The sequence below is a fragment of the uncultured Oceanicoccus sp. genome (assembly GCF_963968385.1).
Lineage (GTDB): Bacteria > Pseudomonadota > Gammaproteobacteria > Pseudomonadales > Dasaniaceae > Oceanicoccus.
In genome coordinates, this window is sequence record NZ_CAXAHB010000004.1 from 1 (window position 1) to 25,793 (window position 25,793).

Here is a 25,793-nt window from a genome sequence, read left to right on the forward strand (position 1 = left end):
TCAAAATAATTCATCTGACAACGATCAACAAACGAAACAAAATCAGCCAAGGGATAACAAAGAACCAGAATCAGAGCAAAAATCAGAGCAACAGAAACAAGCCAGCGAACAGCAAGCTGCGGAAAAAGATCAAGCAAATCGGCAAGAGCAAAATCAACAACAACAAGCTCAAGCCGTAGCACAAGACCAACAAAGCCAACAGCAAAAACAAGCGATGGAACAGTGGTTACGACAAATACCCGATGACCCCTCCGGTTTGCTACGGCGTAAATTTAATCATCAATCGAAACTTCGCCAACAACAGGGCGAAATTCAGCGGGAGCAACCACAGTGGTAATGCAGCGTTTCATAGCCGTCATCGCTTTTATCGTTGTTATTAGCTTTACTATGATCAGTAACGCTTCGGCTGCCACCCCTATTGCCAAAGTTGATCGCAGTGTGATTGCCATTGATGACACCCTGACACTAACGATACGTATTAATGACGGTGGCTCCTATGCCGGCCCAAATCTTGACCCAGTTAAAACAAATTTTCACCTATTGGGGAATAGTCAAAGTAGCCGTCATATGATTCGCAACGGCCAATCAGAATCATGGACAGAATGGGTAATCACCCTAATGCCGAAACGCAAAGGCCAACTTGAGATTCCAGCTATCGATATCGACGGGCAACGTACCCAAGCTATCACGGTCAGCGTACAACCGAGTATTCCCACTCCGGAAGGCACACTTGAAGCGGTTTTTCTCGAATCTGAAGTCGATATCGACAATGCTTATGTTCAGCAGCAAATTATTTTTACACTGCGTATTTTTCAATCAATTCAGCTCGACAATATGAATATTAGCGAGCCTGAATTTGATAATGCCGCGATGGAAAAACTGGGACAGAATTCTTTTCAACGCCGCATTCAAAATGCTCTTTATCGTGTGCATGAATTACGCTATGCCATCTACCCGCAGGAAATCGGCGAATTAATTATTCCGGAAATGATATTCTCGGCCAACGAGGCAATGGCACGTCAATCGGTATTTAGTTTATCTGCACAAGGTAAACGTATTCGCAAAATGACCAAGCAGCATAAAATTAAAGTCAAAGCACCTCCGTCCAGCTTTACCGGCAATATCTGGTTGCCTGCCAAATCAATCCAGTTAGTTGAAAGATGGAGTGGCAACCCAGATACTATTTCTGTCGGTGATTCGATCACCCGGATTATAACGATTGAAGCTGAGGGTTTATTGGATTCTCAATTACCACCGTTAAGCTTTAATCCAATTGACGGCGCCAAGTCTTATCCAGACAAAGGTAGTAGCGAAACATCTGTCACCGACCAAGGAAGTCTCTCATCCAGAGCAGATAGTGTTGCCATTATTCCTACCCGTGAAGGAAAAGTAACTTTAGCTGAAATACGCCTACAATGGTGGGATACCAAGCTTAATAAAATGCAGGAAGCACTTATTCCTGCACGCACGCTAACGGTTAAACCTGCAATCAATAAAACGCCTAGCGATAGTACGCCACTTGCTATCGATCACAGTCTAACGACACCCAAAGCTTCCACCGCAACAGCAAACTCTGACACAACGCATTTATTATGGCAGTTGATTGCCGGCGGCTTTGCCTTAGCCTGGCTAGTAACGCTTTATCTTTGGCAACAATCAAAAGGCAAGCACTTTACAAAGGTTGAACAACAAAATACGACGGTTAAAAAGTCATTATCAGAGCAGCAGGCGTTTAAGCAACTAAGCAAAGTGTGTCGCGATAATAATATTGGTACCGCGCGCATTGCCCTGCTCAATTGGGCAAGGGTTTATTGGCAAACTAACAATATCCAAAGCTTGCAGGATATTCAGGCACAAAGCGACCACCCCGCTTTAAATATTGCACTATCAGAGCTGGATAATAGGCTTTATGGCCATCAAACGGATGGCCATAGTTGGAACGGCGAAGGTTTACTATCAGTAATTAAATGGATTCGAGAAAGTACAGAGAATAACAGCAGCCAAAATAATGGTTTAAAACCACTGTATTCGAATTAAGTGTCGCTCTCGCCGTAAAGGCAAGCATGATATCAGGCCGACGTATGCAAACCGCATTCACGGCCATCTTCAACTTTGGTGGGGTCAAAATAGTGACGACTGTTTGGCAACTCATGCAGGTTTATATAATCCTGCACTTGCTGTTCAGTCCAGTAGAAAAATGGCGCTACTTTTAAAATACCGCGACCATCTATCGACAGAATATCCAGACTCTTTCTAAACTCGGTTTCTTCACGACGAATACCACTGACCCATACTTCAGGCTGTAAGTCATCCAGCGCCTTTTGAAACGGTTCCAGCTTTACCTGACGGGTAAATTCTTCATGAACTTCAGGATCGTCATCAGGATGGGGGATACCTCCCATAATGGCATTGCGCCGCTCTGCGGTCCATTGCGGGATATAAATCTGCATATTGGGTTTGAGCTTATCGATAATGACTTCGGCCACACGGTAAGTATCTGGCACGTTATAGCCGCTATCGACCCACACGACTGGAATAGTATTATCAACTTCCACCACAACATGTAACATGGCAGCTGCATTTGGTGCAAAACTGGTAGTCGCTATCACCTTTTTACCAAGACCCGCCGCCCACCGCATAATCTCCACGGGGGATAAGTCTCTGAGTTGTTGATTTAGAGTATCCAGATCCAAACTCATGCTGATCTTGCTGCCTTTAACTAGTCTTATTTACTGTTTAATCGTTGTCCGATGATTACAATATGGCCCGATCGCCTCAAACAAGGCCGGCGACTATACTGCAAAGCGCCAGTAAAATCCAATAAATCTAATAAAATCAATCAGTTATAAAAAAAGATTCTAAGCTTATAACAAATTATTTTTATGCTTCAATGATGGCGGGGAAAATTGAAGCCTCTATCAATCAAGGCTTAATAATGCGGCGGTTTTTCTTCCATTAGAGCCCCACCCGCCGCTTCAGTCATCAGCTCTAATTGGGATTTTTGGCTCTCACAGAGTTCATGAAGGTTTTCGATTTGCTGTTGCTGTTTGGTCACTATGTCATTTAACGCTTGCAGGGTATCTTCCTGAAAGGCCAGCTGGCTTTGCAGATCGAATAGCTGTTGTTTGAGTTGATCTAGCTCTGTTAAAGAAGTCACTGGCATCAATACCTTATAAAAGATTCTGAATTACTTGGTTAGGGGTGTGGCGGCCATTATAATCGGCTAGTTTGAAAACTACAGCACAACCCGCTTATAACAACGAGACAGCCATATGAACCGAGTGGTCTACTCCACCGACCAGGGAAGACATTGCCCAGACTGCAGCCGCCCTGTTGACGACTGCCAATGCAAAAAACAAATGGCTGTCGACAGCGGTGATGGTATTGTCAGACTGCAATTACAGACTAAAAACCGTAAAGGCAAAGGAGTAACCCTGATTACTGGCCTACCATTGGCCGGAGCCGAGCTTAAAAAGCTCGCCAAGGAACTCAAGCAACGTTGCAGCACCGGCGGTGCGATTAAGAATGGTGTGGTTGAGATTCAAGGCGACCAACGAAAATTTCTGTTGGAAATATTGCAGGACAAGGGTTACACCGTCAAACTCAGCGGTGGCTGAGAAGCAGCATTAACAATCATTAACAGACGATCTAGATATGGCTAACCTCGACATTATTGACAGTGGTATTATTTTTATTCTGGGTGGCATTTTTGGCGCCGCGGTGGTGTTTTATACCCTGAAAGATAAACGGCAACAGCAACAACAGGCTATGTCTATGCGTCGCATCGGGCTATTGGAGCAAGTGGCCCAACATGTTGGCAAGGTCAGCCATGTGTTTAGTAAGTACGCCTCGCTTGTGGCAGAGATCGGCCCTACAATCGATCGGATTTCTGCCAAGCAAGAACGGGAGCTAGATAGCCTTAGTGAAGAGTTGGTTGAGGTTTACCAAGAGATCTCGATTGCGGAATCCAAGTTACTGTTGCTAGGTGAGCAAAAACTGGAGAAGGCGATGAAGCTGTATACCTCCAAGATGGCTCAATACCGCAAACGAATATATCCCGGCCGTTATAATAAGGTCGATGATGCCAGACAGTTGAAAACTGAGGTTTCTCAAATGCGTGAGCAGTTTTATAACGTGCTTAGCCAACGCTATGATCAAACATAATGTTGAGGTGAAATCCCCCTACATGAAAAATGTTGACTGATTAAATCAATCAGTCAACACAGCATAAGCATCACAATTCGTTGACTTGTTAAAACCGCTTACGCTAGAGTCACTTCAGCTACCAATAACCAGACTTAAAACTGGTCATCCGCCAAAGCCATAGTCATAGCACTACCCGATTCAGTCATTTTTAGGTAGGCATCGGCCCTTGGCATAATTTGCTCGGCGTAAAATCTGGCAGTAATAATTTTGGCACTGTAGAAGCTTTCATCTTCGGCCAGTTTGGCTGAAGCGATAACCGCCCCTTTGGCCAACAACCAGCCACCAATCACCGTTCCTGCCGCCATCATAAAGTTAACTGCAACAGCACCGGGTAGCTGAGGATTATCTATATGATGTTCAATAATCCAATTGGCCACCTGTTGCAAAGCATCGGCTCTTTGCGTCAATGAATCGGCGATGGTTGAAAATTCTCCACCCAAAGCCGCAAGCTCTTTTTGGGTTTCAAAGATTTCAGCGATCAAACGACTGAATTCCTGGCCTTTATCACGAATCATTTTACGACCTATAAGATCATTGGCCTGAATACCTGTAGTGCCTTCATAAATTGTCATAATCCGTGCATCACGAAGGTATTGAGCGGCGCCGGTTTCTTCAACAAAACCCATACCACCGTGGATTTGTATACCTAGCGAAGTTATTTCCTGAGCAATCTCGGTAGACCAGCCCTTGGCAATAGGCGTCAGCAATTCACCACGAGCGTTAGCCTGCGTGCGCGCTTCTTGATCGTTACCGTGGTGAGCCATATCAAAAGATGATGAAGCCACATAACAAAGAGCTCGGGAAGCCTCGGTCATAGAACGCATGACCATCAACATACGACGGATATCCGGGTAACGGATAATAGTGCCTTTTTCTTTATCGCCGGGGGCCAAACCCTGTACACGGTCATTGGCATACGCTACCGCATGCTGATAGGCTCGATCCGATATTGCCACGCCCTGAATACCCGTATTTAACCGGGCATGATTCATCATGGTAAACATATAGGCGAGGCCTTTATTTTCTTCGCCCACCAGATAGCCAACCGCACCGCCGTTGTCACCATAACTCATCATACAGGTTGGGCTAGCATGTATACCCAGCTTGTGCTCAATCGATACCGCATAAGCATCATTGCGATCACCGATAGAACCATCGTCGTTGACTAAAAACTTGGGCACCACAAATAGCGAAATACCTTTGACCCCTTCAGGTGCATCCGGTGTACGAGCCAACACCAAATGCACAATATTATCTGTCATTTGATGGTCGCCCCAGGTGATATAAATTTTGGTGCCGCTGATCAGATAGTGATCACCCTCGGGAACCGCTTTAGTGCGAACCATAGCCAAGTCGGAACCCGCCTGTGGCTCGGTTAAATTCATAGTACCTGTCCACTCACCCGATACCATTTTTTCAAGATAGGTAGCTTTAATCGCATCATCGGCATGTGATTCAATCGCGCTGATAGCACCATCTCCCAACATGGGACACAGAGCAAAGCTAGTATTGGCGGCATTCCACATTTCGCTAGTTGCAACACCGACACTTTCCGGTAAACCCATACCGCCAAACTCGGGATTACAGGATAAAGATGCCCAGCCACCCTCGATAAACTGCTGATAAGCTTGGGAAAAACCCGCGGTTTCCTGTACTGCATTGTCAGCCCATTTTGCTCCTTGAGTGTCACCGACAGTATTTAACGGCGCCAAAACACCACTGGCAAATTTACTCGCTTCCTCAAGCACTGCAGCCACTATATCCCCACTGGAATCTTCAAAGCGCGGCAATTCGCACAGCTCAGGTAAGCCCGCTAACTCATTGAGTACAAAATTTATTTCTTTGACGGGCGCAACGTAATCTGACATAACTATTCTTCTCCAAACTGACTGACTGGTTAAAAATTTTTCCGCCCACTTTTATGTTTATGTGGACAATGAGTAATCTTTATATTGCTCACGCAAATCTTTTTTACTGAGTTTACCGGTACCGGTATGTGGTAATTCTTCGACAAATAAACAATCGTCTGGTATCCACCAATTGGCCACCTTACCGTTAAACCATGCCAACATATCCTCTTTGCTTAGCTCGACATTAGGATGTTTGATCACTAACAATAAAGGCCGCTCAATCCATTTTTTATGGTGTACTCCAATCACAGCGGCCTCAACCACGAAGGGGTGATCAACAGCCACATTTTCTAAATCCATAGAGCTAATCCACTCACCACCGGATTTAATAATATCTTTACGGCGATCAGTAATTTGTAACATACCGGTTGAATCAATTGTAGCAATATCGCCTGTATCAAACCAACCATCGGCATGGTGGGCTTTGCTATGTTCGATTTTGAAATAGCCATCACAAACAAATGGACCACGAATTTTTAGTGCACCAAAGGCTTCGCCATCCCAAGGCAGTTCGTTGTTGTCATCGTCTGTAATTTTCATTTCTATACCATAGATAACACGTCCGGCCTTGACTCTCAATCGGGCAAATTCCTCCTCACCCAAAACTGAACGATCTAAATCGCTATTATAACTACCTAGGGTCGACTCTGTCATACCCCAACCGACATCAGTGTATACACCATACTTATCAAAATCTTCCATAATTGATAGGGGACATGCAGCACCGCCAGTTGTAACTCGCCTTAAAGAATCTACCGTTGCGCCCGATTGTTTGAGGTAATCCAGTAAAGCCATCCAAATTGTCGGCACACCTGCCGAATAGGTGATCTTTTCTTCATTAATCAGTGATGTCAATGTCTCGCCATCGGCCATTTTTCTGCCGGGGAAAACAATTTTTGATCCGGTGACAACACTACAGTAGGGAATACCCCATGCATTGACATGAAACATGGGCGCCATCGGCAGCACCGCATCGTTTTTCCCAAGCCCAAGTACACTGATGCCGGTCATGGCAAACAATACCGTGTTGCGATGATTATACAGGACACCTTTCGGATTACCGGTAGTGCCTGAGGTATAACACAGGCCGGAGGCATCTAACTCATTAAGTTCAGGCCAATTAAACAGATCTGACTCGGCAGCTAACAGCGTTTCATAACAGTGCACGTTTGTCATCGACGTGACCGGCATATGCGCTTGATCAGTCATTACAATAATACCCTTGACGGTGCTTAAGCGATCTTTTAACTTTTCAAGCAGCGGCAAAAAAACAACATCAGTAAAAACAAACTGATCCTCGGCATGATTAATAATGTAATCGATTTGCTCGAGGAACAATCGCGGATTTATCGTATGACAAATCATGCCGGAACAGTTAACTGCAAAATACAATTCGAAGTGACGATGATCATTCCAAGCCAACGTGCCGATACAATCACCAAACTTCGCTCCCAGTCTAGCCAGGGCATTGGCTAGCCGTCGAGCACGCCTAAAAGCATCAGCAAAGGTGTAACGGAACAGGGAGTTATCGATGGTAACCGAGACAATTTCTGTATCTGCATGAATCTTTTCGCCAAATGCCATTAACGAGGTAATCGTTAATGGCGAATTTATCATCTGACCTGTCATACGCAACCTCCAAAATAAGGGTGATATCCTCAATGAGAATCACTGATTATGTGAGTCATGAGCGTAATCAAGGTAATAGTACTAGCCAAGACTATTTTAACTATTTATTGCCATCAATCGGCATTGGGTCAAGGCTATTTTAACTGCTTAGGTCATCGACAGGTATAACGCCACATACCAACAGGACATACTAATTGCACCAATTAGCTACATATCCAGTCATTATTACCCTAGCATAGACGGAACTAGGCCTTCGGATGAAGGCCCATTGCCAAGCTTTTAGTATTTAACCGCCATAGAAATATACCCCCAAATACTAATCAAGTTGGTGCTTTAACCAAAATGACCCTCAGTATGATTCTCGACTTTGTTAATTTACCTGCAGCAAAAGCAACAGCCATTAATAGGTGTATATTTCTACTTTTAGGCCTTATTATCCGCACTTATTTCTGAAATAGACAACGACATAGACGGAGAATAGAGTGAGTACAACAGCATACGATTTTGACCTTCTTGTTATTGGTGCCGGTTCAGGTGGCGTTAGAGCCAGCCGAATCGCTGCATCTTTTGGCGCCAAAGTAGCCGTGGTAGAAGACCGTTATATGGGTGGCACCTGCGTCAATGTTGGTTGCGTACCGAAAAAACTCTATGTCTATGCCTCACAATATAACAACGCTTTTAAAGACTCTCAGGGCTTTGGCTGGAGCGGGACGACAGCCAAGTTTGACTGGTCAACACTGCGCGATAACAAAACCAAAGAAATCTCTCGTTTAAATAACGTCTATGACAATATGCTGAATAACGCCGGTGTTGAAGTAATTCATGGTCGTGGGCGCTTTGTCGACAAGCATACCGTTGTCGTCAATAACCAAACATACACTGCAGAGCGTATCTTAATTGCGACCGGCAGCTGGCCCTATATTCCGAATTTTCCAGGCAGCGAATATGCAATAACCTCTAATGAAATATTTGATCTTGCCGACTTTCCCAAACGCATTGTCGTGGTCGGCGGCGGCTATATTGCCGTGGAATTTGCTGGGATTTTTAATGGTCTTGGCGCTCAAACCACACAGCTTTATCGCGGCCCATTATTTTTACGCGGTTTTGATCGAGATATCCGTGAATTTGCCGCTAAAGAAATTTCCGCTTCCGGTGTTGATTTGCGCTTTAACAGTAATATTGCCGCCATAGAAAAACAAAGCGATGGCAGCTTAAAAGCCTTACTTGAAGATGGCAGCTCAATAGAAGCTGATACCATTCTCTACGCCACGGGCCGAAAACCAAATTTACAGGATCTCGGCTTTGATAATATCAATATTGAACTTGACGATAATGGCACCATAAAAACTGGCGAAAACTTTCAAACCAGTGAAGATAATATTTATGCGCTTGGCGATATTACCGCAGGCATGGATTTAACCCCAGTAGCCTTGGCAGAAGGTATGGCGCTTGCAAAAACACTGTACAACAACGAAAAAATTACCGTCGATTACAACACCATTCCCACCGCTGTTTTTTGTCAACCCAATATTGGCACATGCGGTTTATCCGAAGAAGCTGCTAAAGAAAAATATTCTGACATCACTGTTTATGAATCAAATTTTCGCGCCATGAAACATACTGTTGGAGGTAGGACAGAGCGCACATACCTGAAAATGATTGTAGCAACCAAAACTGATCGAGTGGTTGGTATTCATATGGTTGGAGAAGATGCCGGCGAAATCATTCAAGGCATGGCCGTAGCAATGAAAGCCGGCGCCACCAAAGCGATCTTTGATAGCACCCTTGGCATTCACCCCACCACAGCTGAGGAATTTGTCACCATGCGCGATCCTAGAGCTTAATATAAATGTTAGTAATACAAATGGCCTATTTTTTTTATAATAATCATCAGGTATGGTTTCTATCTAACTAGGCGAACCAGGCAAAAAAAACAAAGCCGATATTATCAATGCAATTTTTAATAATATCCATAGCTCTAATCCAGCCACCTCATAGTCGCTTATTACCATGGGAATCACTAGAACTTAATATAATCGTTAGTAATTCATATGGAGTATTTTTTTTATAGCTATTATGAGGTATGGTTCTTACCAGATAGGGTGAAAAAGGACTTCAACATATCGCTTATATGTAAAATAGCGGTGCTTAATAGGGCATAATTAAATCATATGGACTGATATTATGGATACGAAACCGGATTTCCCACAAAACCAACATCATATTTATCTTGAGTTTTCGCAACAACTATTACGCTACTCTAAGAATTTCGAACAAGAAATAAGCCATCGTTTTCGAAAACACTTCAATCAAAGCTTTACCCGCTTTGATTTACTATGCCAACTCGCCAAGGGTGAAGATCCATGGCAGGCTATTGGCAAGGTCGCGAACCAATTGCTGGCCTCCAATGGCAATATCACTAAATTGGTTGAACGCATGGTAGCCGAAGACTTGTTGATACGTCGCAGTAGCCGCAAGGATCGACGATTGACTGAAATAAGCATGACCATGAAAGGCAAACAATTGCATAGCGAAATGGTAGATGCCAATGCATACTGGACCCAAAGCCTGATGGATAATTGTCTGCCAGAAGATGAAGTGTTACAACTTAACTCCTTACTCAGCAAAGCCAACGCACCTTAATCCGGAATTATTCATAGCTGCGGATGCATTGAACAGCAACGGCACAAGCTTCCGCAGTAGGGTTAATAGGTTTTTACAACCAATATAAAACTTTTGTGATATCAGTCTTGGTCCTACCTTAAACAAACCAACGCCTGTGTTTTGGTTAACCTGAACCACGCACCAAGCTCCATGGTCATCAAATTATCCTATCTAATAGATTTTTTGCGTTATTGATAATGCAATTTAGCGCCATCATCGAATCGGTAAACAGCCTATCAGTCATCTGCAAGCACACTGTTTTTTTTAAAAGCTGTTATTTGTCAGGTAAAATCGACAACTTGATACACTTTAATCAATTCTTTAGATGATTCCATAGAAGCTAAAAATCAGTGCCAGTTTTCAGCATTAGGCGTTACAATACCTGTCTCGTAAAATAATAACGGATAACCAATGACCTCATTCAACCAAGCCATCAATGAGAATCACTCAGACCACCCTGCCTTTGAGTGGATTCGCAGTCAAACCATCGACTCATTGAATATCAGAGTTGAAGAATACCGCCACAGAAAAACCGGTGCTGTCCACTATCATATGGCCGCCAATAATGATGAAAATGTCTTCTTAGTCGCGTTGCGCACTGTACCAATGGATTCTCGAGGTGTTGCTCATATTCTGGAACATACTGCCCTATGCGGTAGCCAGCGTTATCCGGTGCGCGACCCTTTCTTTATGATGATTCGTCGTTCACTCAATACCTTTATGAATGCCTTTACTAGCTCCGATTGGACCGCCTACCCTTTTGCCAGCCAAAACCGCAAAGATTTTAATAATCTGCTGCAGGTCTATTTGGATGCAGTGTTCTTTTCCCGGCTAGATGAGATGGATTTTGCACAGGAAGGCCATCGAGTAGAATTTGCTGAAACTGACAATCCGGACAGCGACTTGGTTTACAAAGGAGTTGTGTTTAATGAAATGAAAGGCGCTATGAGCTCGGTGCCCAGCACCCTTTGGCAAACACTCTGCAAATACCTTTATCCAACCACCACCTATCATTACAACAGTGGCGGTGACCCTGAACATATCCCTGATTTAACCTATCAGCAATTGCTCGACTTTTATCGCAGCCATTATCACCCAAGCAATGCCATCTTTATGACCTACGGCAATATCACAGCTGCCGAACATCATGCCTGTTTTGAACAGCGGGCACTTTCACAGTTTGAGGCATTGGATATCAATATCCATGTACCTGAAGAACACCGTTACAGCGCCCCAATTAGCGCACAGGAGCCTTATGCCTTTGACGAGGAAGGCAGTAGTGACGACAAAAACCATATTGTGATGGGTTGGTTATGGGGCCAAAGCGCTAATTTGCAGGACTTACTGCAAGGGCAGTTACTCTCCAGCGTCCTGTTAGATAACAGCAGTTCTCCGCTACGGCGAGTACTGGAAACCACAGCATTGGCTAATTCGCCGTCACCTTTGTGCGGACTTGAAGACTCTATGCGTGAACTCACCTTTGTCTGCGGTGTTGAGGGAGCTGAGGTAGCCAATGTGGAGGCTGTAGAAGCTTTGATTCTATCGACACTACAGGACGTCGCTGATAACGGCGTACCCCAGCAGCAAGTGGAAGCCGTTTTACATCAGTTAGAGCTGCATCAACGGGAAGTCGGTGGTGATGGCTACCCCTTTGGTTTGCAACTGATTTTAGCGGCAATTGGCAATGCAACCCATCGAGGTGACCCTATCGCTGTACTTGATCTGGACCCAGTACTAGAGCAGCTAAGAGAAGATATTAAGGACCCTGAATTTATTAAAGGCTTGGCGAGAAAATTATTAATCGACAACCCTCATCGCGTAACATTAACGATGACCCCCGATAAGCAACTTTCCGCACAACGGGATGCCGCTGAAGCAGCAAAACTGGCCAATATTAAAGCGGCACTTTCAGCACAGGAAAAACAACAGGTCATCGATCAAGCCAATGCTTTGAATAAACGCCAATTGCAAAAAGACGATGAGTCCGTACTACCCAAAGTGGGTCTTGAAGATATACCCGCCACGATTCGCAATATTACCAGCACAACGGCAACATTGGGGACGATACCCAGCCATAGTTATGCACAGGGCACGAATGGTCTTGTCTATCAGCAACTATTAGTTAACTTACCGGCATTACCCGAAGAATTGGTTGAATTATTACCCTACTATACCAACGCTCTGACTGAACTCGGTATCGGTGACAAAGATTATCTAGCGACTCAGGGCTGGCAGGCCAATATCTGTGGCGGCATTAACGCTTTTACCACCATGCGCAGTGCCATTGATGATGAACAGACTATCAGCAGTTATTTAGTGCTCTCCTCCAAAGCCCTGTCTCGCAATCAACAACAACAAGCTGAACTGATGCAACAAACCTTGAAAAACGTGCGCTTTGACGAATTACCCAGACTACGTGAGTTAGTTGGCCAGCAACGGGCCCGTCGTGAACAGTCTGTCACCAATAATGGTCACAGTTTAGCAATGAGCGCTGCTAGCTCCGGAATGAGCCCAGCAGCTCAACTGAGTCATCAACTGAGTGGTCTGGCAGGTATTCAAGCGGTTAAACGACTCGATGAAAGTGTGCAAACTGATGACGGCTTACAAGCCTATGCCGACAAACTAACGATTTTGCACAGGCAGATACTAGCGGCGCCCAAGCAATTAGTACTGGTTGCTGAAGCTGAGAAATTGACCGAATGCCAGCAGAGCATCAGCCAGCTGTGGGAGCATGCTGAAATCCATCAAAACACCACACACTTTAAGCCGGAAAAAATTCGCAAAACCAACAAACAATTATGGATAGCCAACACCCAGGTTAATTTTTGTGCCAAGGCCTATGCCACCGTTACCGTTGAGCATCCGGATGCCGCGCCACTAACGATTTTGGGTGGTTTTCTTCGTAATGGTTATTTGCATCGGGCTATTCGTGAACAAGGTGGTGCTTATGGCGGAGGTGCCGGCCAAGACTCCAATACGGCTTCTTTCCGGTTTTACTCTTACCGCGACCCGCGTTTAGAAGAAACTTTGGAAGATTTTGATCATGCAATTAGCTGGCTACTGGAAACAAAACATGAAGATGAGCAATTGGAACAGGCAATCTTGGGCGTTGTTAGTAGCATTGATAAGCCAGGCTCTCCTGCGGGGGAAGCCAAGCAATCATTCCATAATAATTTGTTTGGGCGCACCCATAAACAGCGCAGTGCTTTTAGGCAACGAATTCTTAAGGTGTCGCTAGATGATTTAAAGCGTGTTGCCAACACCTATTTGACGCCGGATAGCGCTAGTATTGCAGTCATTACCAATCAGTCCACTGCAGAACAATTGAATGATTTTATAAAAAATCATGGCATTGAGACCCAGACTGTTTAGATATCACTATGATCGCTTCGGCATAGCAAAAAAAAAACACAACAGCAATAAATTGGTCATTGTCGATATTAACATGTAACACTCTTGACGCAGGGTGACAGATTTACTAACAGACAATAGATCTTAGTAATTCGTGGGGAAACCCACGATACACCAAAAACCGTAGACGCTTGGTTTTTTCTTGATAATTTTTTGACTCACCCTGACCAAATTTTTTCAGATAGACCTGACGGGCCAAACTCTCCCACTCCTCAGAGGCTTCATTCAGATAGTTATTAATCAGCTGGCTACTGACCTGCTTTTGTTCAAGCTCGCGGCGTATCCTTATTGGCCCCTTACCCTGCGATTTACGGCCATTAATAAAAGACTCAACATAACGCTCATCACTTTGCAGATTTTCATTTTTAAGAATAAGAATCTGATCGAAAATCAGCTCAAGCAGACTTGCTTTCTCGATAGCATAGCCATAATCAGAATAACGAAGGAATTTGGTGCTAAGCTTGTTCACTAACTCTTGGAAGGCATGTTCCCTTCGCGCCAGCAAATCCATTGCTGCACACCGAATATCCATGGGCTTTATTGTTTTGCGTTTGACAAGCGCCGAGGCCTCATCATCAAACAATGCCGAAGCCTCTAACTCTATTTCAGACATGCTTAAACTAAAAGCCGTGATTTATTCAGCAGCTTCCATATCCTCAACAACCTGTAACTCAGGCGCACCGGTAATAGCACTACCTAATAACTCGCTACGAATTTTGCCTTCAATGGCTTCGGCAACATCGAGATTATCGAGCAGGTATTTAGCCGCATTCGCTTTACCTTGGCCAATTTTGTCACCATTGTAGGCGTACCAGGCTCCGGCTTTATCAATCAAGCCCTGTTTAACACCAAGGTCAATAACTTCACCCATACGGTAGATACCTTTACCGTACATAATTTGGAACTCAGCCTGTTTAAAGGGCGGTGATACTTTGTTTTTAACCACCTTGACGCGAGTTTCGTTACCAATCACCTCATCACCATCCTTAATGGCACCAGTGCGACGAATATCCAAACGGACAGAAGAGTAAAATTTCAAGGCATTACCCCCAGTTGTAGTTTCCGGGGAGCCAAACATAACGCCGATTTTCATACGAATCTGGTTAATAAAGATAACTAGGCAGTTAGCGTTTTTGATATTACCGGTCATTTTCCGCATCGCCTGTGACATCATACGTGCCGCCAGACCCATATGTGAGTCGCCAATATCCCCTTCAATTTCGGCTTTGGGTGTCAGTGCAGCCACAGAGTCGACAACAACAACGTCAACAGAGCCGGAACGTACTAGCATATCGGTAATTTCCAATGCCTGCTCGCCGGTATCGGGCTGGGATACCAGCATATCGTCAATATTTACCCCCAGCTTTTCCGCATAGGAAGGGTCTAAGGCATGCTCCGCATCAATAAACGCACAGGTGGCACCATTCTTTTGTGCTTCGGCAATAACGCTAAGGGTCAGTGTGGTTTTACCAGATGATTCAGGGCCATAAATTTCAACAATACGACCTTTAGGTAAACCGCCTATACCTAAAGCGACGTCCAAACCTAGAGAACCTGTCGAAATCGCTGGAATGGCTTCTCGCGACTCTTCGCCCATTTTCATAATCGAACCTTTACCAAATTGACGCTCAATTTGGGACAGGGCGGCTTGTAAAGCTTTTTCTTTGTTGGTATCCATAATCGCTCTCTCTTCTATCGTTGGCTAAATATCGTTGCTGGGCACAAGTGGATTGATAGCTTGCGGCGGGTACCTAGCGAAATATTAAGTCTGTGTGGCCCGATTTCGAAACACTGTACACATAAACAGTATCATAGACAATCTTTTTTTATCTGCAAGTACTATTTTTTATTAGGCTCGACGAGAGTGTTGTTTCAGAAATTGCTCAACCTCGGTAAAGGCATGTTGTGCTTCGGGAACGTGGTCTACGAACAGATGCCAGACGTGGATTAACCCTTGCCAGACCTGTATCGACACTGGCGAACCTGCCAAGCACGCTTTATTCACATAACGTACGCTATCATCCAGTAACATTTCACTATCACTGACATGCACCAGAGTTGGAGGCAAGTTGGCGAGATCGGCAAAAACTGGCGATATACTGTAGTGCGAGGGCCGAATGCGCGTTTGTAATACGGTGAACCATACCCGAAGGATTGGAGGAAGCTTGATCAATTTACCCGCCAAGGGCGCCAACATGACATCGCTGGTGACATTAGCATAAAGGCTAGGACTCGAATAAGTGCTATCGGTTAACGGCGCCAGAGCCACGATAGCCTCAGGCATACGCAAACCCTTGTCACGAATCCAAAGACTTAATGCCAACGATAAATTCCCACCCGCTGAGTCACCGGATAAATACAGGGTATTTAACGGACAAGACCCCTCCGGGCCCTGTTCAAGAATCCATTGATAGGCAACACGACAGTCGTCAATACTGGCTTGTCGCCGATGCTCCGGCAGCAAACGATAATCCAACGAGAATACAGCACCACCCGTAATCTTGGCATACCGTGCAGTAATCGCCCGATGGCTTTTTGCACTGCACATAAAAAAAGCACCACCATGAATATAAAGCATTCGGGTCCGGTGATCCGCATTGGCCGGTACCAACCACTCACCTTTAATACCCTGACAATCAACAGCGATAATCTCACCATCAAATTCAACAGCATCACCCAATTGATCCAAGCGTTCGCGCATGGCGTGCAAATTGCCCTGCTTATGACGCTTGGTCTGGCCATTCATAATTCGCAACAATGACGCTACCGCAACAGCATGCTCCTCGCTGGGTCTGGCGCCTTTATTCATGACCTCGAAACGAGGGTGCTGATATCGAGATAAATCTTCCCCCTGAAAATAAAGCTGCGTAACAATAAATAAAAGTAATAAAACACCAAAGACTGACAACAACACAATCACGACTGACCTCCATATATCAACATGCCCACATCGACAGCATTATCACAGTGAGATGGGCAGCAAAGCGGTAACACTTTCTCCTAGCACTCGAAGAAGATACTGCAACACAGGAGCCTAATTTGAACCACCTCAGTTAGCTAAAAGGTCATTTCAGGCACACGGTCCGGAATAACCAGCTCACCGGCCGTTAATGCCCGAATCTCTGCAACGCTCACCCCTGGCGCGCGTTCGCGAAGAATAAACCGGCCGCCCTCAATATCCAGTAACGCCAGATCGGTCAGCACGCGTCTAATACAAGCTTTACCAGTCAGGGGTAAGGTACATTGGGATAATAACTTGGAATCGCCCTGCTTAGAGGCATGCGTCATGGTGACGATAATATTGTCGGCACCGGCGACTAAATCCATCGCTCCACCCATACCTTTAATTAATTTGCCAGGAATCATATAAGAGGCAATATTGCCGTTAACATCAACCTCAAAAGCGCCGAGAACGGTTAAATCAACATGGCCACCGCGGATCATGGCAAAGGATTCTGCCGAAGAAAATAGCGATGCACCTTCGGCCATAGTAACGGTTTGTTTGCCGGCATTAATCAGATCAGCGTCGACATTCTGCTCTAGTGGAAACGGCCCCATACCCAACAGCCCATTTTCTGACTGTAACATCACTGAGATATTTTCAGGGATATAGTTAGCCGCCAGTGTAGGAATACCTATACCCAGATTGACGTAGTAACCATCCCGAAATTCCTGAGCCACGCGCTGGGCGAGTTGTTCTCGTGTCAATGCCATGGGCCATTCTCCTTATGCCGTTCGCACAGTACGTTTTTCAATGGTTTTCTCAAAACTACCTTGAATCAGGCGGTTGACATAGATACCGGGCAGATGAATTTCATCCGGATCCAATTCACCGACTTCAACAATTTCTTCGACCTCTACCACTGCAATTTTTCCAGCCGTGATCGCCATAGGATTAAAATTACGGGCCGTTTTTCTAAATAAAAGATTACCCTGACGATCAGCTTTCCATGCCTTGGCGATTGAAAAATCGCCTTTAATGGCTGTTTCCAAAATATAATGACGACCGTTGAATTCACGCACTTCTTTGCCCTCGCCCACCGGTGTTCCATAACCTGTTGCGGTATAAAAAGCAGGAATACCGGCACCACCGGCGCGCATTTTTTCTGCCAGAGTACCCTGCGGTGTAAGCTCCACCTCAAGCTCCCCGCTCATCATCTGCGCCTCAAATAACGCATTTTCGCCCACATAGGAGGCAATCATTTTGCTAATCTGCCTATCTTCAAGCAGCAGGCCAAGACCATGACCATCAGTGCCGGCATTATTGGAGGCAACAGTTAGACCGCGGGTACCACGGCATTTAATGGCTTTAATCAGATTTTCGGGAATTCCACACAAACCAAAGCCCCCGGCGACGATGGTCATATTATCTTCAAGCCCTTCAAGGGCAGCTTTATAGCTATCTACTACCTTGTCAAAACTGGACACTAGCATCTCCTATGCAGGTTGGATTTGCATAGCATGCAGTAGCTAGTTATATTTAACAAATTGTATTTTTTTATAGATTAATAAAAGAGTTAAATATATGTCGGTCTCTATTAATCAGTTGCAAGCTTTTGCCGCGGTGGCTCGTCTGGGTAGTTTTGCCGAGGCGTCCGAATTGATTCATTTATCGCAACCGGCTTTGAGTATTGCTATCAAAAATCTGGAATCTTCGCTCGGCGGTAAGCTGTTTGACCGCACCACCCGCTCGGTCGCATTAACTCCGGAAGGGAAAGCTTTTTATCCTGTAGTAAAAAGACTGCTGTCGGATTGGGATCAAAGCCTAGAAGATGTGCGCAACCACTTCACCCTGCGCAAGGGCAAGCTGGACATAGCCGCGATGCCAACCTTTACCAATAGCATGCTGCCTCGGGCATTAGCCGATTTCCATGATCAGTATCCGGAAATTCATATCGGCATACATGATGTAACCGCTGAATATGTAGTGGATTTAGTGCGGGAAGGTCGTTGTGAACTGGGTATTACCTTTAATCCCGGTGATACCCCAGATCTTAATTTTTACCCACTGTTCCGCGATCGCTTTATGGCCATCCTGCCTGAGGATCACCCGCTGTTGAAAAAATCTCAACTGCGCTGGAAAGATTTACAACACTACGCCTATATTGCGCTGCAAAGACCGGCCAGTACGCGGCATCTTATTGATAAGGCATTGGCAGAAAAAAAACTGGCATTAACGCCGGCTTTTGAAGCACACCAGCTAGTAAGTATTGGTCGTATGGTTAGTGCCGGACTGGGTGTCAGTGTGGTACCAACAATGAGTACAGCTCAAATGCAGGAAATGGGACTGGAGTGCCGGCCTATTGCTTACCCAGTCATTACCCATGAGGTGGGGTTGATTAGCCGACATCATCACGCTTTGTCGGTATCAGCACAAATCATGTCGGAGGTGATTGCACAGCATTGTAAAAAATAGCGATTATTGCTTTGCTCAACGCTAGCCGGACAGTGCTCGCGCTACTTTTGAAGCAGACTGTCGACCCAACTGATCGCAAATCCAATGACCCGTGGTAATTAGGGTCTGCAAGTCTACTCCCGTCTCGATATCCATGCCATTAAGCATATAAACGACATCTTCAGTGGCAACATTTCCCGTAGCTCCCTTTGCATAGGGGCAACCGCCTAAACCGGATACCGAACTATCAATGACTGCAACCCCTATTTGCAACGCTGCTAAAATATTGGCCAGGGCCTGACCATAGGTATCATGAAAATGTACCGCCAGTGTTTCAACTGGTACCACTGTTAAAACATGTTGCAACATCGCCACAACCGATGCTGGAGTGCCAACGCCGATGGTATCCCCTAAAGAGATTTCATAGCAACCCATAGCCAGCAATTTCTCTGCCACATAACTCACTTTCTCCGGCGTAATCTCACCTTCATAGGGGCAACCAACCACACAGGAAATATAGCCGCGCACTGGAATATTGGCAGCGCTGGCGGCGTTAATAACATCTCTGGCGCGTTCAAGGCTTTGATCGATGGAACAATTAGTATTTTTTTGGGTAAAGGCTTCAGAGGCAGCACAGAATACAGCAACCTCGCTGGCATTAACCGCAACAGCTCGTTCAAAACCTTTTAGGTTAGGCACTAAAGCGGCATAAACCACATTGGGGTCACGTGCTATCCTGTTAAACACATCATCACTGCCAGCCATTTGTGGCACCCACTTGGGGTTTACAAAAGCACCGGCTTCACAATATTGAATACCGGCTTGGGTAAGCCGCTCAATTAATTGTATTTTGGTATCGGTATCAACCGGCTGCTTTTCATTTTGCAAACCATCGCGAGGCCCTACTTCCACGATGCGAACTTTTTTGGGTAGCTTTGTCATATTAATCAGCCGCTTGAAAATTAACCAGCTCTGTACCACCATCGACCAGATGACCAGGCTGATAATAAAATTCTAGCACTTTACCATCAGCCGGTGCACGAAGGGTATGCTCCATTTTCATTGCTTCCATCACCAGTAGTGCATCACCTTTTTTCACCTCAGCACCAACCTCGGCTAACAATGTCACCATGGTGCCATTCATTGGCGCTGTTAAACCACCACCATCAGCACTATCGTCAACCACACCCCAATCAGGTTCAACCTGACTAAAAGTTAAAGCACTGTCCTGCGTATAAAGACTGTAGCAGCCATGATGATCTGCCACCGATGCCCGTAACTGGTGACCATCCAATGTGGCGCTTAGTTCATTGTTATCCAATCGACCCTGCGCTATCACTGTTTTACCATTGACAGTGATGCTGTAGCGCCTTGTTGAGCCTTTATCGAATTGCTCAACCGTAACCGCAAATATCTGTTGCTGAATCTGTAACTCAAAACAATAAGTAGACCTTTCATTTAAACGCCATGCACCGGCATCAAACCAGAAAGAGTTGGCATCGGTGGAATTAGCCCGCTGTATATCAGCCCGTTGCTGCTGTTTTAATAACAGGTAAAGACTGGCCAGTGGCAGTTCTTTTTCAAGCTCAGCTTCACCGGTATGAAAAATAGCTGCGTGGTGTTTTTCGATAAAACCGGTATCTAAATCAGCGCTACGAAAAGCTTGGCTATTGGCCAAGTTGTAGAGAAAATCAATATTTGTCGTCATACCGCCAATACGATAATCCTTTAATGCCTTGGTTAAACGCTGCAAGGCTTTATCGCGGTTTTCATCCCAGACAATCAACTTGGCAATCATCGGGTCGTAATACACGCTAACCTCATCACCCTGTAATACGCCGGTATCTACCCGCACCTTGTCAGAGGTCTCTGGTAGTTGCAAAAAAGACAGTGTGCCCGTTACCGGAAGAAAATCATGCTCCGGATCTTCTGCATAGATACGTGCCTCAAAAGCATGGCCACGCAGAACCAAGTCCTGTTGCTTGGCGGGCAAGGGCTCTCCAGCGGCAACACGTAACTGCCATTCCACCAAATCCTGACCGGTAATCATTTCTGTTACGGGATGTTCCACCTGCAGACGGGTGTTCATTTCCATAAAATAAAATGCACCATCGCTATCTAACAAAAATTCTACGGTACCAGCACCTTCATAATTAATCGCCCGCGCTGAACGAATTGCCGCATCGCCCATTGCAGCGCGCAGGGAGTCCGACATTCCAGGGGCCGGCGCTTCTTCAATGACTTTTTGATGACGGCGCTGTACCGAGCAATCCCGCTCAAATAAATACACCGCATTGCCGTGCTGATCACAGAACACTTGAATTTCAACATGACGGGGCTGGGTTAAATATTTTTCTACCAACATATCGTCGTTGCCAAAGGCGTTCATTGCCTCACGCTTGGCCGCGGCAAGCGCTTGATCAAATTCAGCCTCACCCCAGACCTGACGCATGCCTTTACCACCGCCCCCAGCCACAGCTTTCAATAGCACTGGGTAGCCCATCTCGTCCGCGGCCTGCTTAAGCACGCCTCTGCTCTGGTCATCACCATGATAACCAGGCACCAAAGGGACGGCGGCTTGCTCCATAATATTTTTTGCTGCCGACTTTGAACCCATCGCTTCAATAGCAGCTACTGGCGGACCAATAAAAACTATGTCATTGTCTTTACAGGCTCGGCAAAATTCAGCATTTTCAGAAAGAAAACCATAACCGGGATGAATCGCTTCAGCTCCTGTTTTTTTCGCCGCTTCGATCACTCGCTCATACACCAAATAGGAATCCTTTGATGGCGCCGCACCAATATGAATAGCTTCGTCGGCCATAGTGACATGTAGGGCATCTTTATCCGCATCACTGTAAACAGCCACGGTACGGATACCCAGTTTGCGAGCCGTGCGAATTACCCGACAAGCAATTTCACCACGGTTGGCGATCAGTATTTTATTAAAGTTCTGCATTGACATCGGCCTACCTGACCCAAGTCGGTGAACGTTTTTCCAAAAAAGCACTCAACCCTTGCTGCCCTTCGGGAGATACCCGAATATCAGCTATGCGCTCACAGGTTTGCGCTATGACTGTGTCGGTAATATTGTTACCCACATCGAACAGCAATTGTTTGGCCGCCGCTACCGCTTGCGGGCCGCTAGTTAATAGCTGCTTAACTAGTTGCGCAACGGCGGCATCAAGCGCTTGTTCATCACTTGCCAGCTGTGACACCAGTCCGAGATTTAAAGCCTTATCAGCATCAAAACGCTCTGCCGTGGTGAAATAGCGGCGGCAGGCTCGCTGCCCAATGGCTGCGACAACATAGGGAGCTATAGTGGCTGGTATTAAGCCAATTTTTGCTTCGCTCAAACTAAACACGGTCGTTTGAGTAGCAACAGCTAGATCACAACAGCTCACCAACCCTACCGCACCACCAAAGGTAGCGCCCTGCACTCTGGCAATAGTCGGCTTGGTCATAAAGTTTAATGTTTTTAACATATCGGCCAGAGCGGCGGCATCGGCCAAATTTTCTTGCCGACTATAGTTGGCCATGCGCTTCATCCAGTTTAAATCTGCGCCCGCAGAAAAACTTTTTCCAGTAGCAGCCAGAATCATCACACGAACATCTGCATTGCTATCAAGTGTTTTAAATATTTGTGTTAACTCACCGATCATCACATCATCAAAAGCATTATGCTTGTCAGGGTTATTTAACGTAACGGTGGCTACGCCGCGATCATCAATCGTAGTTGTCACAAAATTCATAATGGCTCCATTACATTCTGAAAACACCAAACTTGGTATCTTCAATCGGTTTATTCAGGCTGGCGGAAATGGCAAGGGCCAAAACTTCACGGGTTTGCGCAGGGTCAATCACACCGTCATCCCATAAACGGGCAGAGGCATAATAGGGATGTCCCTGACGTTCGTAGTTATCAATAATCGGTTGCTTGAATGCCTTCTCTTCCTGTTCAGGCCACTCCTGCCCAGCTTTATTTTTCTGATCGCGTTTTACCTGCGCTAGAACACCGGCAGCCTGCTCACCGCCCATGACCGAAATACGTGCATTGGGCCACATAAACATAAAGCGTGGATCATAGGCTCTGCCACACATACCATAATTACCAGCGCCAAATGAGCCGCCGATAAGTACGGTAAATTTTGGCACCTGCGCGGTGGCAACCGCAGTTACCATTTTGGCACCATGTTTGGCGATACCATCGTTTTCGTATTGTTTGCCAACCATAAAACCGGTGATATTTTGTAAAAACACCAGTGGGGTTTTTCGCTGGGCACACAATTCAACAAAGTGCGCCCCTTTTTGTGCAGACTCGCCAAATAAAATGCCGTTATTGGCAACAATACCTATCGGATAACCGGAAATACGGGCAAAACCACAGACCAATGTGGCACCGTAGAGAGCTTTAAACTCATCAAAGTTAGAGTCGTCAACGATACGCGCAATAATTTCTTTAACATCGTAGGGTTGGCGAGGTTCTTTGGGGATAATGCCGTAAATTTCACGGCCATCAAACCGTGGTTCAACCGATTCTTTTACTTCTAGCGCAATGGATTTGACACGATTGAGTCTGGCTACGGCATTTCTGGCTAACTCTAAGGCGTGATGATCATTTTGTGCCAAATAATCGGCAACACCGGAAGTACGACAGTGAACATCCGCCCCACCTAAATCTTCTGCAGACACAATTTCCCCAGTAGCGGCTCTTACCAAGGGTGGGCCACCCAAAAAAATCGTGCCTTGCTGTTTAACAATAATGGATTCATCCGCCATTGAGGGAACATAAGCACCCCCTGCGGTACAGGAACCCATAACGACGGCTATTTGAGGAATATTCAATGCCGACATATTGGCCTGATTAAAGAAGATACGACCGAAGTGATCGCGATCGGGGAAAACTTCATCTTGGCGAGGGAGGTTAGCACCACCGGAATCGACCAAATAAATACAGGGCAAATGATTTTCCTGAGCAATGGTTTGGGCCCGTAAATGTTTCTTTGCCGTCAGTGGATAATAACTGCCGCCCTTAACGGTAGCATCGTTGGCAACGATGATACATTCCTGACCACTGACCCTACCAATACCGGTAATAATACCTGCGGCATGAACCTCTTCATCGTAGACGTCCATCGCGGCTAGCTGCGACAGCTCAAGAAAAGGCGAACCGGGATCTAACAAACTTTTCACACGATCACGTGGCAACAATTTACCGCGGGACAAATGACGCTCGCGTGATTTTTCACCGCCACCTAGCTTGATAATTGCCAACTTCTGACGCAGATCATCCACCTGTATCTGCATATGTTCGGCGTTGGTAATAAACTCGGCAGAGCGAGTATTAATGTTTGACTGAATCACTGGCATAAATGCATCCTGGCTTTTAATTACAGTAAATTATGCAGTTTGATTAAATAATTCACGGCCAATTAACATACGGCGTATTTCAGAGGTACCTGCACCAATTTCATAGAGCTTGGCATCACGCAGTAAACGACCAGCGGGAAATTCATTGATATAACCGTTGCCGCCGAGCAGCTGAATGGCATCTAAGGCTTTTTGGGTGGCGCGTTCAGCGACAAATAGAATCACCCCGGCGCAATCCTTACGACTTTCCTGTCCTCGATCACAGGCTTGCGCCACGGCATATAAATAGGCACGGGAGGCGGCCAGCTCTGCATACATATCGGCAATCTTGGCCTGCACTAACTGAAACTCACCAATGCTGCGATTAAATTGTTTGCGATCGTGAATATAGGGTATGACCAAATCCAGACAGGATTGCATAATACCTAAGGGACCAGCGGCCAATACGGCTCGTTCAAAATCCAAACCACTCATTAATACGGCAACACCGCCACCCTCTTTACCGAGGATGTTTGCTGCCGGAACTTCAGCATTATCAAACACCAGTTCACAGGTGTTAGAGCCGCGCATACCTAGTTTGTCGAGTTTTTGGTGTTGGGTGAAACCTTGGGTATCGCGCTCAACGATAAAGGCGGTAATACCACGAGAACCTGTGTTGAGATCGGTTTTTGCATAGATCACATAGGTGTCGGCATCGGGACCGTTGGTGATCCACATTTTGTTGCCGTTAAGAAGATATTTATCGCCCTGTTTTTCGGCTGTTAATTTCAGGCTGACTACATCGGAGCCAGCATTGGGTTCAGACATTGCCAGAGCGCCAATATGCTCGCCAGAACAGAGTTTAGGCAGGTATTTTTCTTTTTGTGCCGAGGTGCCGTTTTTATGAATCTGGTTGACACATAAATTGGAGTGAGCGCCATAAGATAAACCCACTGAGCCGGAGCTGCGAGAGATCTCTTCCATCACCACGACATGAGCCAAATATCCCATATTGGTACCACCGTATTGTTCTGCAACGGTCATACCCAACAAACCCATATCGCCAAACTTCTTCCAAAGATCCATGGGAAAGGTATTATCAGTATCAATCGCATCGGCACGGGTCGCGATTTCATCCTGACAAAACTTGTAAACCGCATCGCGAAGCATGTCGATCTCTTCGCCAAGATTAAAATTCAAGGTGGGGTAGCTTGTACTCATAAATGTTT

21 protein-coding genes and 1 pseudogene are annotated in these 25,793 nt (G+C 45.7%); 8 read left to right on the forward strand and 14 right to left on the reverse strand.

All coding sequences use genetic code 11. The features are described 5' to 3' along the window. Together AACP44_RS00860 and AACP44_RS00865 are read left to right on the forward strand one after the other, a co-directional pair. Positions 1–337: pseudogene (locus AACP44_RS00860) on the forward strand (hypothetical protein); the annotation flags it as partial. Further along, complete coding sequence (locus AACP44_RS00865; RefSeq protein ID WP_339338061.1) at positions 337–2,037, forward strand: BatD family protein; 1,701 nt, start codon at positions 337–339, stop codon at positions 2,035–2,037. The pseudogene AACP44_RS00860 and the gene AACP44_RS00865, both read left to right, overlap by 1 nt. A 32-nt stretch (positions 2,038–2,069) precedes the next feature. Here the strand turns inward: AACP44_RS00865 and AACP44_RS00870 are convergent, their stop codons facing one another. Together AACP44_RS00870 and AACP44_RS00875 are read right to left on the reverse strand one after the other, a co-directional pair. After that, positions 2,070–2,699 carry a phosphoadenosine phosphosulfate reductase family protein gene (locus tag AACP44_RS00870; protein ID WP_339338063.1) on the reverse strand — a complete coding sequence of 210 codons (630 nt, stop codon included), beginning with the start codon at positions 2,697–2,699 and terminating at the stop codon, positions 2,070–2,072. Between the two features lie 230 nt (positions 2,700–2,929). Continuing rightward, positions 2,930–3,157, reverse strand: coding sequence for a SlyX family protein (locus AACP44_RS00875; protein ID WP_339338065.1), 228 nt, complete (start codon positions 3,155–3,157; stop codon positions 2,930–2,932). Positions 3,158–3,272: 115 nt separating this feature from the next. Between AACP44_RS00875 and AACP44_RS00880 the strand changes: the two genes are divergently transcribed. Together AACP44_RS00880 and AACP44_RS00885 are read left to right on the forward strand one after the other, a co-directional pair. Next, positions 3,273–3,617 carry a translation initiation factor Sui1 gene (locus AACP44_RS00880; protein WP_339338067.1) on the forward strand — a complete coding sequence of 115 codons (345 nt, stop codon included), beginning with the start codon at positions 3,273–3,275 and terminating at the stop codon, positions 3,615–3,617. 37 nt (positions 3,618–3,654) lie between these two features. After that, entirely contained in the window at positions 3,655–4,164 is a 510-nt protein-coding gene (locus AACP44_RS00885) for a hypothetical protein (RefSeq protein ID WP_339338069.1), read from the forward strand. A 134-nt stretch (positions 4,165–4,298) separates the two neighbouring features. Here AACP44_RS00885 and AACP44_RS00890 read toward each other — a convergent pair whose 3' ends face one another. Together AACP44_RS00890 and AACP44_RS00895 are read right to left on the reverse strand one after the other, a co-directional pair. Beyond that, positions 4,299–6,074 (reverse strand): acyl-CoA dehydrogenase, encoded by a 1,776-nt coding sequence (locus AACP44_RS00890; protein ID WP_339338071.1) that lies wholly within the window; start codon positions 6,072–6,074, stop codon positions 4,299–4,301. 57 nt (positions 6,075–6,131) lie between these two features. Beyond that, complete coding sequence (locus AACP44_RS00895) at positions 6,132–7,745, reverse strand: long-chain-fatty-acid--CoA ligase (protein WP_339338073.1); 1,614 nt, start codon at positions 7,743–7,745, stop codon at positions 6,132–6,134. A 482-nt stretch (positions 7,746–8,227) separates the two neighbouring features. Here AACP44_RS00895 and gorA point away from each other — a divergent pair, with 482 nt between their 5' ends. The 3 genes from gorA to AACP44_RS00910 all read left to right on the forward strand — a co-directional run bounded on the left by gorA (position 8,228) and on the right by AACP44_RS00910 (position 13,781). Beyond that, positions 8,228–9,589 (forward strand): glutathione-disulfide reductase, encoded by a 1,362-nt coding sequence (gene gorA / locus AACP44_RS00900; protein WP_339338075.1) that lies wholly within the window; start codon positions 8,228–8,230, stop codon positions 9,587–9,589. Positions 9,590–9,929: 340 nt separating this feature from the next. After that, positions 9,930–10,388, forward strand: a complete 459-nt coding sequence (locus tag AACP44_RS00905; RefSeq protein WP_339338077.1) for a MarR family winged helix-turn-helix transcriptional regulator — start codon at positions 9,930–9,932, stop codon at positions 10,386–10,388. Between the two features lie 432 nt (positions 10,389–10,820). Then, positions 10,821–13,781 carry an insulinase family protein gene (locus AACP44_RS00910; protein ID WP_339338079.1) on the forward strand — a complete coding sequence of 987 codons (2,961 nt, stop codon included), beginning with the start codon at positions 10,821–10,823 and terminating at the stop codon, positions 13,779–13,781. Between the two features lie 106 nt (positions 13,782–13,887). Here the strand turns inward: AACP44_RS00910 and AACP44_RS00915 are convergent, their stop codons facing one another. The 5 genes from AACP44_RS00915 to AACP44_RS00935 form a co-directional block, all read right to left on the reverse strand. Continuing rightward, the gene (locus AACP44_RS00915; protein WP_339338081.1) at positions 13,888–14,433 is read right to left on the reverse strand and encodes a regulatory protein RecX; all 546 of its coding nucleotides are present in this window, start codon (positions 14,431–14,433) and stop codon (positions 13,888–13,890) included. A gap of 21 nt (positions 14,434–14,454) precedes the next feature. Next, entirely contained in the window at positions 14,455–15,498 is a 1,044-nt protein-coding gene (gene recA / locus AACP44_RS00920) for a recombinase RecA (RefSeq protein WP_339338083.1), read from the reverse strand. Between the two features lie 171 nt (positions 15,499–15,669). Beyond that, positions 15,670–16,740, reverse strand: a complete 1,071-nt coding sequence (locus tag AACP44_RS00925) for an alpha/beta hydrolase (RefSeq protein WP_339338085.1) — start codon at positions 16,738–16,740, stop codon at positions 15,670–15,672. Positions 16,741–16,877: 137 nt separating this feature from the next. Then, entirely contained in the window at positions 16,878–17,534 is a 657-nt protein-coding gene (locus AACP44_RS00930) for a 3-oxoacid CoA-transferase subunit B (RefSeq protein ID WP_339338087.1), read from the reverse strand. A 12-nt stretch (positions 17,535–17,546) separates the two neighbouring features. Further along, positions 17,547–18,248: a CoA transferase subunit A gene (locus AACP44_RS00935; protein ID WP_339338089.1), complete on the reverse strand. Its 702-nt coding sequence runs from the start codon at positions 18,246–18,248 to the stop codon at positions 17,547–17,549. Positions 18,249–18,345: 97 nt separating this feature from the next. Between AACP44_RS00935 and AACP44_RS00940 the strand changes: the two genes are divergently transcribed. Next, the gene (locus AACP44_RS00940) at positions 18,346–19,236 is read left to right on the forward strand and encodes a LysR substrate-binding domain-containing protein (RefSeq protein WP_339338091.1); all 891 of its coding nucleotides are present in this window, start codon (positions 18,346–18,348) and stop codon (positions 19,234–19,236) included. A 21-nt stretch (positions 19,237–19,257) separates the two neighbouring features. On the opposite strand, the gene AACP44_RS00945 is transcribed toward AACP44_RS00940, so the two are convergent. The 5 genes from AACP44_RS00945 to AACP44_RS00965 are packed head-to-tail and all read right to left on the reverse strand — an operon-like array spanning position 19,258 to position 25,785. Further along, entirely contained in the window at positions 19,258–20,157 is a 900-nt protein-coding gene (locus AACP44_RS00945; RefSeq protein ID WP_339338093.1) for a hydroxymethylglutaryl-CoA lyase, read from the reverse strand. A 1-nt stretch (position 20,158) separates the two neighbouring features. Continuing rightward, positions 20,159–22,180 (reverse strand): acetyl/propionyl/methylcrotonyl-CoA carboxylase subunit alpha, encoded by a 2,022-nt coding sequence (locus AACP44_RS00950; RefSeq protein ID WP_339338095.1) that lies wholly within the window; start codon positions 22,178–22,180, stop codon positions 20,159–20,161. 4 nt (positions 22,181–22,184) lie between these two features. Continuing rightward, the gene (locus AACP44_RS00955) at positions 22,185–22,967 is read right to left on the reverse strand and encodes an enoyl-CoA hydratase/isomerase family protein (protein ID WP_339338097.1); all 783 of its coding nucleotides are present in this window, start codon (positions 22,965–22,967) and stop codon (positions 22,185–22,187) included. Between the two features lie 10 nt (positions 22,968–22,977). Continuing rightward, a complete protein-coding gene (locus AACP44_RS00960) occupies positions 22,978–24,585 on the reverse strand; it encodes a carboxyl transferase domain-containing protein (RefSeq protein ID WP_339338099.1) in 1,608 nt (535 codons plus the stop codon). A 30-nt stretch (positions 24,586–24,615) separates the two neighbouring features. Then, positions 24,616–25,785: an isovaleryl-CoA dehydrogenase gene (locus tag AACP44_RS00965; protein WP_339338101.1), complete on the reverse strand. Its 1,170-nt coding sequence runs from the start codon at positions 25,783–25,785 to the stop codon at positions 24,616–24,618. Positions 25,786–25,793: the final 8 nt, after the last annotated feature.

Bases quoted from the DNA above. Each gene is read 5' to 3' on its own strand.
- AACP44_RS00865 (WP_339338061.1), top strand. From the start codon at position 337: ATGCAGCGTTTCATAGCCGTCATCGCTTTTATCGTTGTTATTAGCTTT.
- AACP44_RS00870 (WP_339338063.1), bottom strand. From the start codon at position 2,699: ATGAGTTTGGATCTGGATACTCTAAATCAACAACTCAGAGACTTATCC.
- AACP44_RS00880 (WP_339338067.1), top strand. From the start codon at position 3,273: ATGAACCGAGTGGTCTACTCCACCGACCAGGGAAGACATTGCCCAGAC.
- AACP44_RS00885 (WP_339338069.1), top strand. From the start codon at position 3,655: ATGGCTAACCTCGACATTATTGACAGTGGTATTATTTTTATTCTGGGT.
- AACP44_RS00890 (WP_339338071.1), bottom strand. From the start codon at position 6,074: ATGTCAGATTACGTTGCGCCCGTCAAAGAAATAAATTTTGTACTCAAT.
- AACP44_RS00895 (WP_339338073.1), bottom strand. From the start codon at position 7,745: ATGACAGGTCAGATGATAAATTCGCCATTAACGATTACCTCGTTAATG.
- AACP44_RS00905 (WP_339338077.1), top strand. From the start codon at position 9,930: ATGGATACGAAACCGGATTTCCCACAAAACCAACATCATATTTATCTT.
- AACP44_RS00910 (WP_339338079.1), top strand. From the start codon at position 10,821: ATGACCTCATTCAACCAAGCCATCAATGAGAATCACTCAGACCACCCT.
- AACP44_RS00915 (WP_339338081.1), bottom strand. From the start codon at position 14,433: ATGTCTGAAATAGAGTTAGAGGCTTCGGCATTGTTTGATGATGAGGCC.
- recA (WP_339338083.1), bottom strand. From the start codon at position 15,498: ATGGATACCAACAAAGAAAAAGCTTTACAAGCCGCCCTGTCCCAAATT.
- AACP44_RS00930 (WP_339338087.1), bottom strand. From the start codon at position 17,534: ATGGCATTGACACGAGAACAACTCGCCCAGCGCGTGGCTCAGGAATTT.
- AACP44_RS00940 (WP_339338091.1), top strand. From the start codon at position 18,346: ATGTCGGTCTCTATTAATCAGTTGCAAGCTTTTGCCGCGGTGGCTCGT.
- AACP44_RS00945 (WP_339338093.1), bottom strand. From the start codon at position 20,157: ATGACAAAGCTACCCAAAAAAGTTCGCATCGTGGAAGTAGGGCCTCGC.
- AACP44_RS00950 (WP_339338095.1), bottom strand. From the start codon at position 22,180: ATGTCAATGCAGAACTTTAATAAAATACTGATCGCCAACCGTGGTGAA.
- AACP44_RS00955 (WP_339338097.1), bottom strand. From the start codon at position 22,967: ATGAATTTTGTGACAACTACGATTGATGATCGCGGCGTAGCCACCGTT.
- AACP44_RS00960 (WP_339338099.1), bottom strand. From the start codon at position 24,585: ATGCCAGTGATTCAGTCAAACATTAATACTCGCTCTGCCGAGTTTATT.
- AACP44_RS00965 (WP_339338101.1), bottom strand. From the start codon at position 25,785: ATGAGTACAAGCTACCCCACCTTGAATTTTAATCTTGGCGAAGAGATC.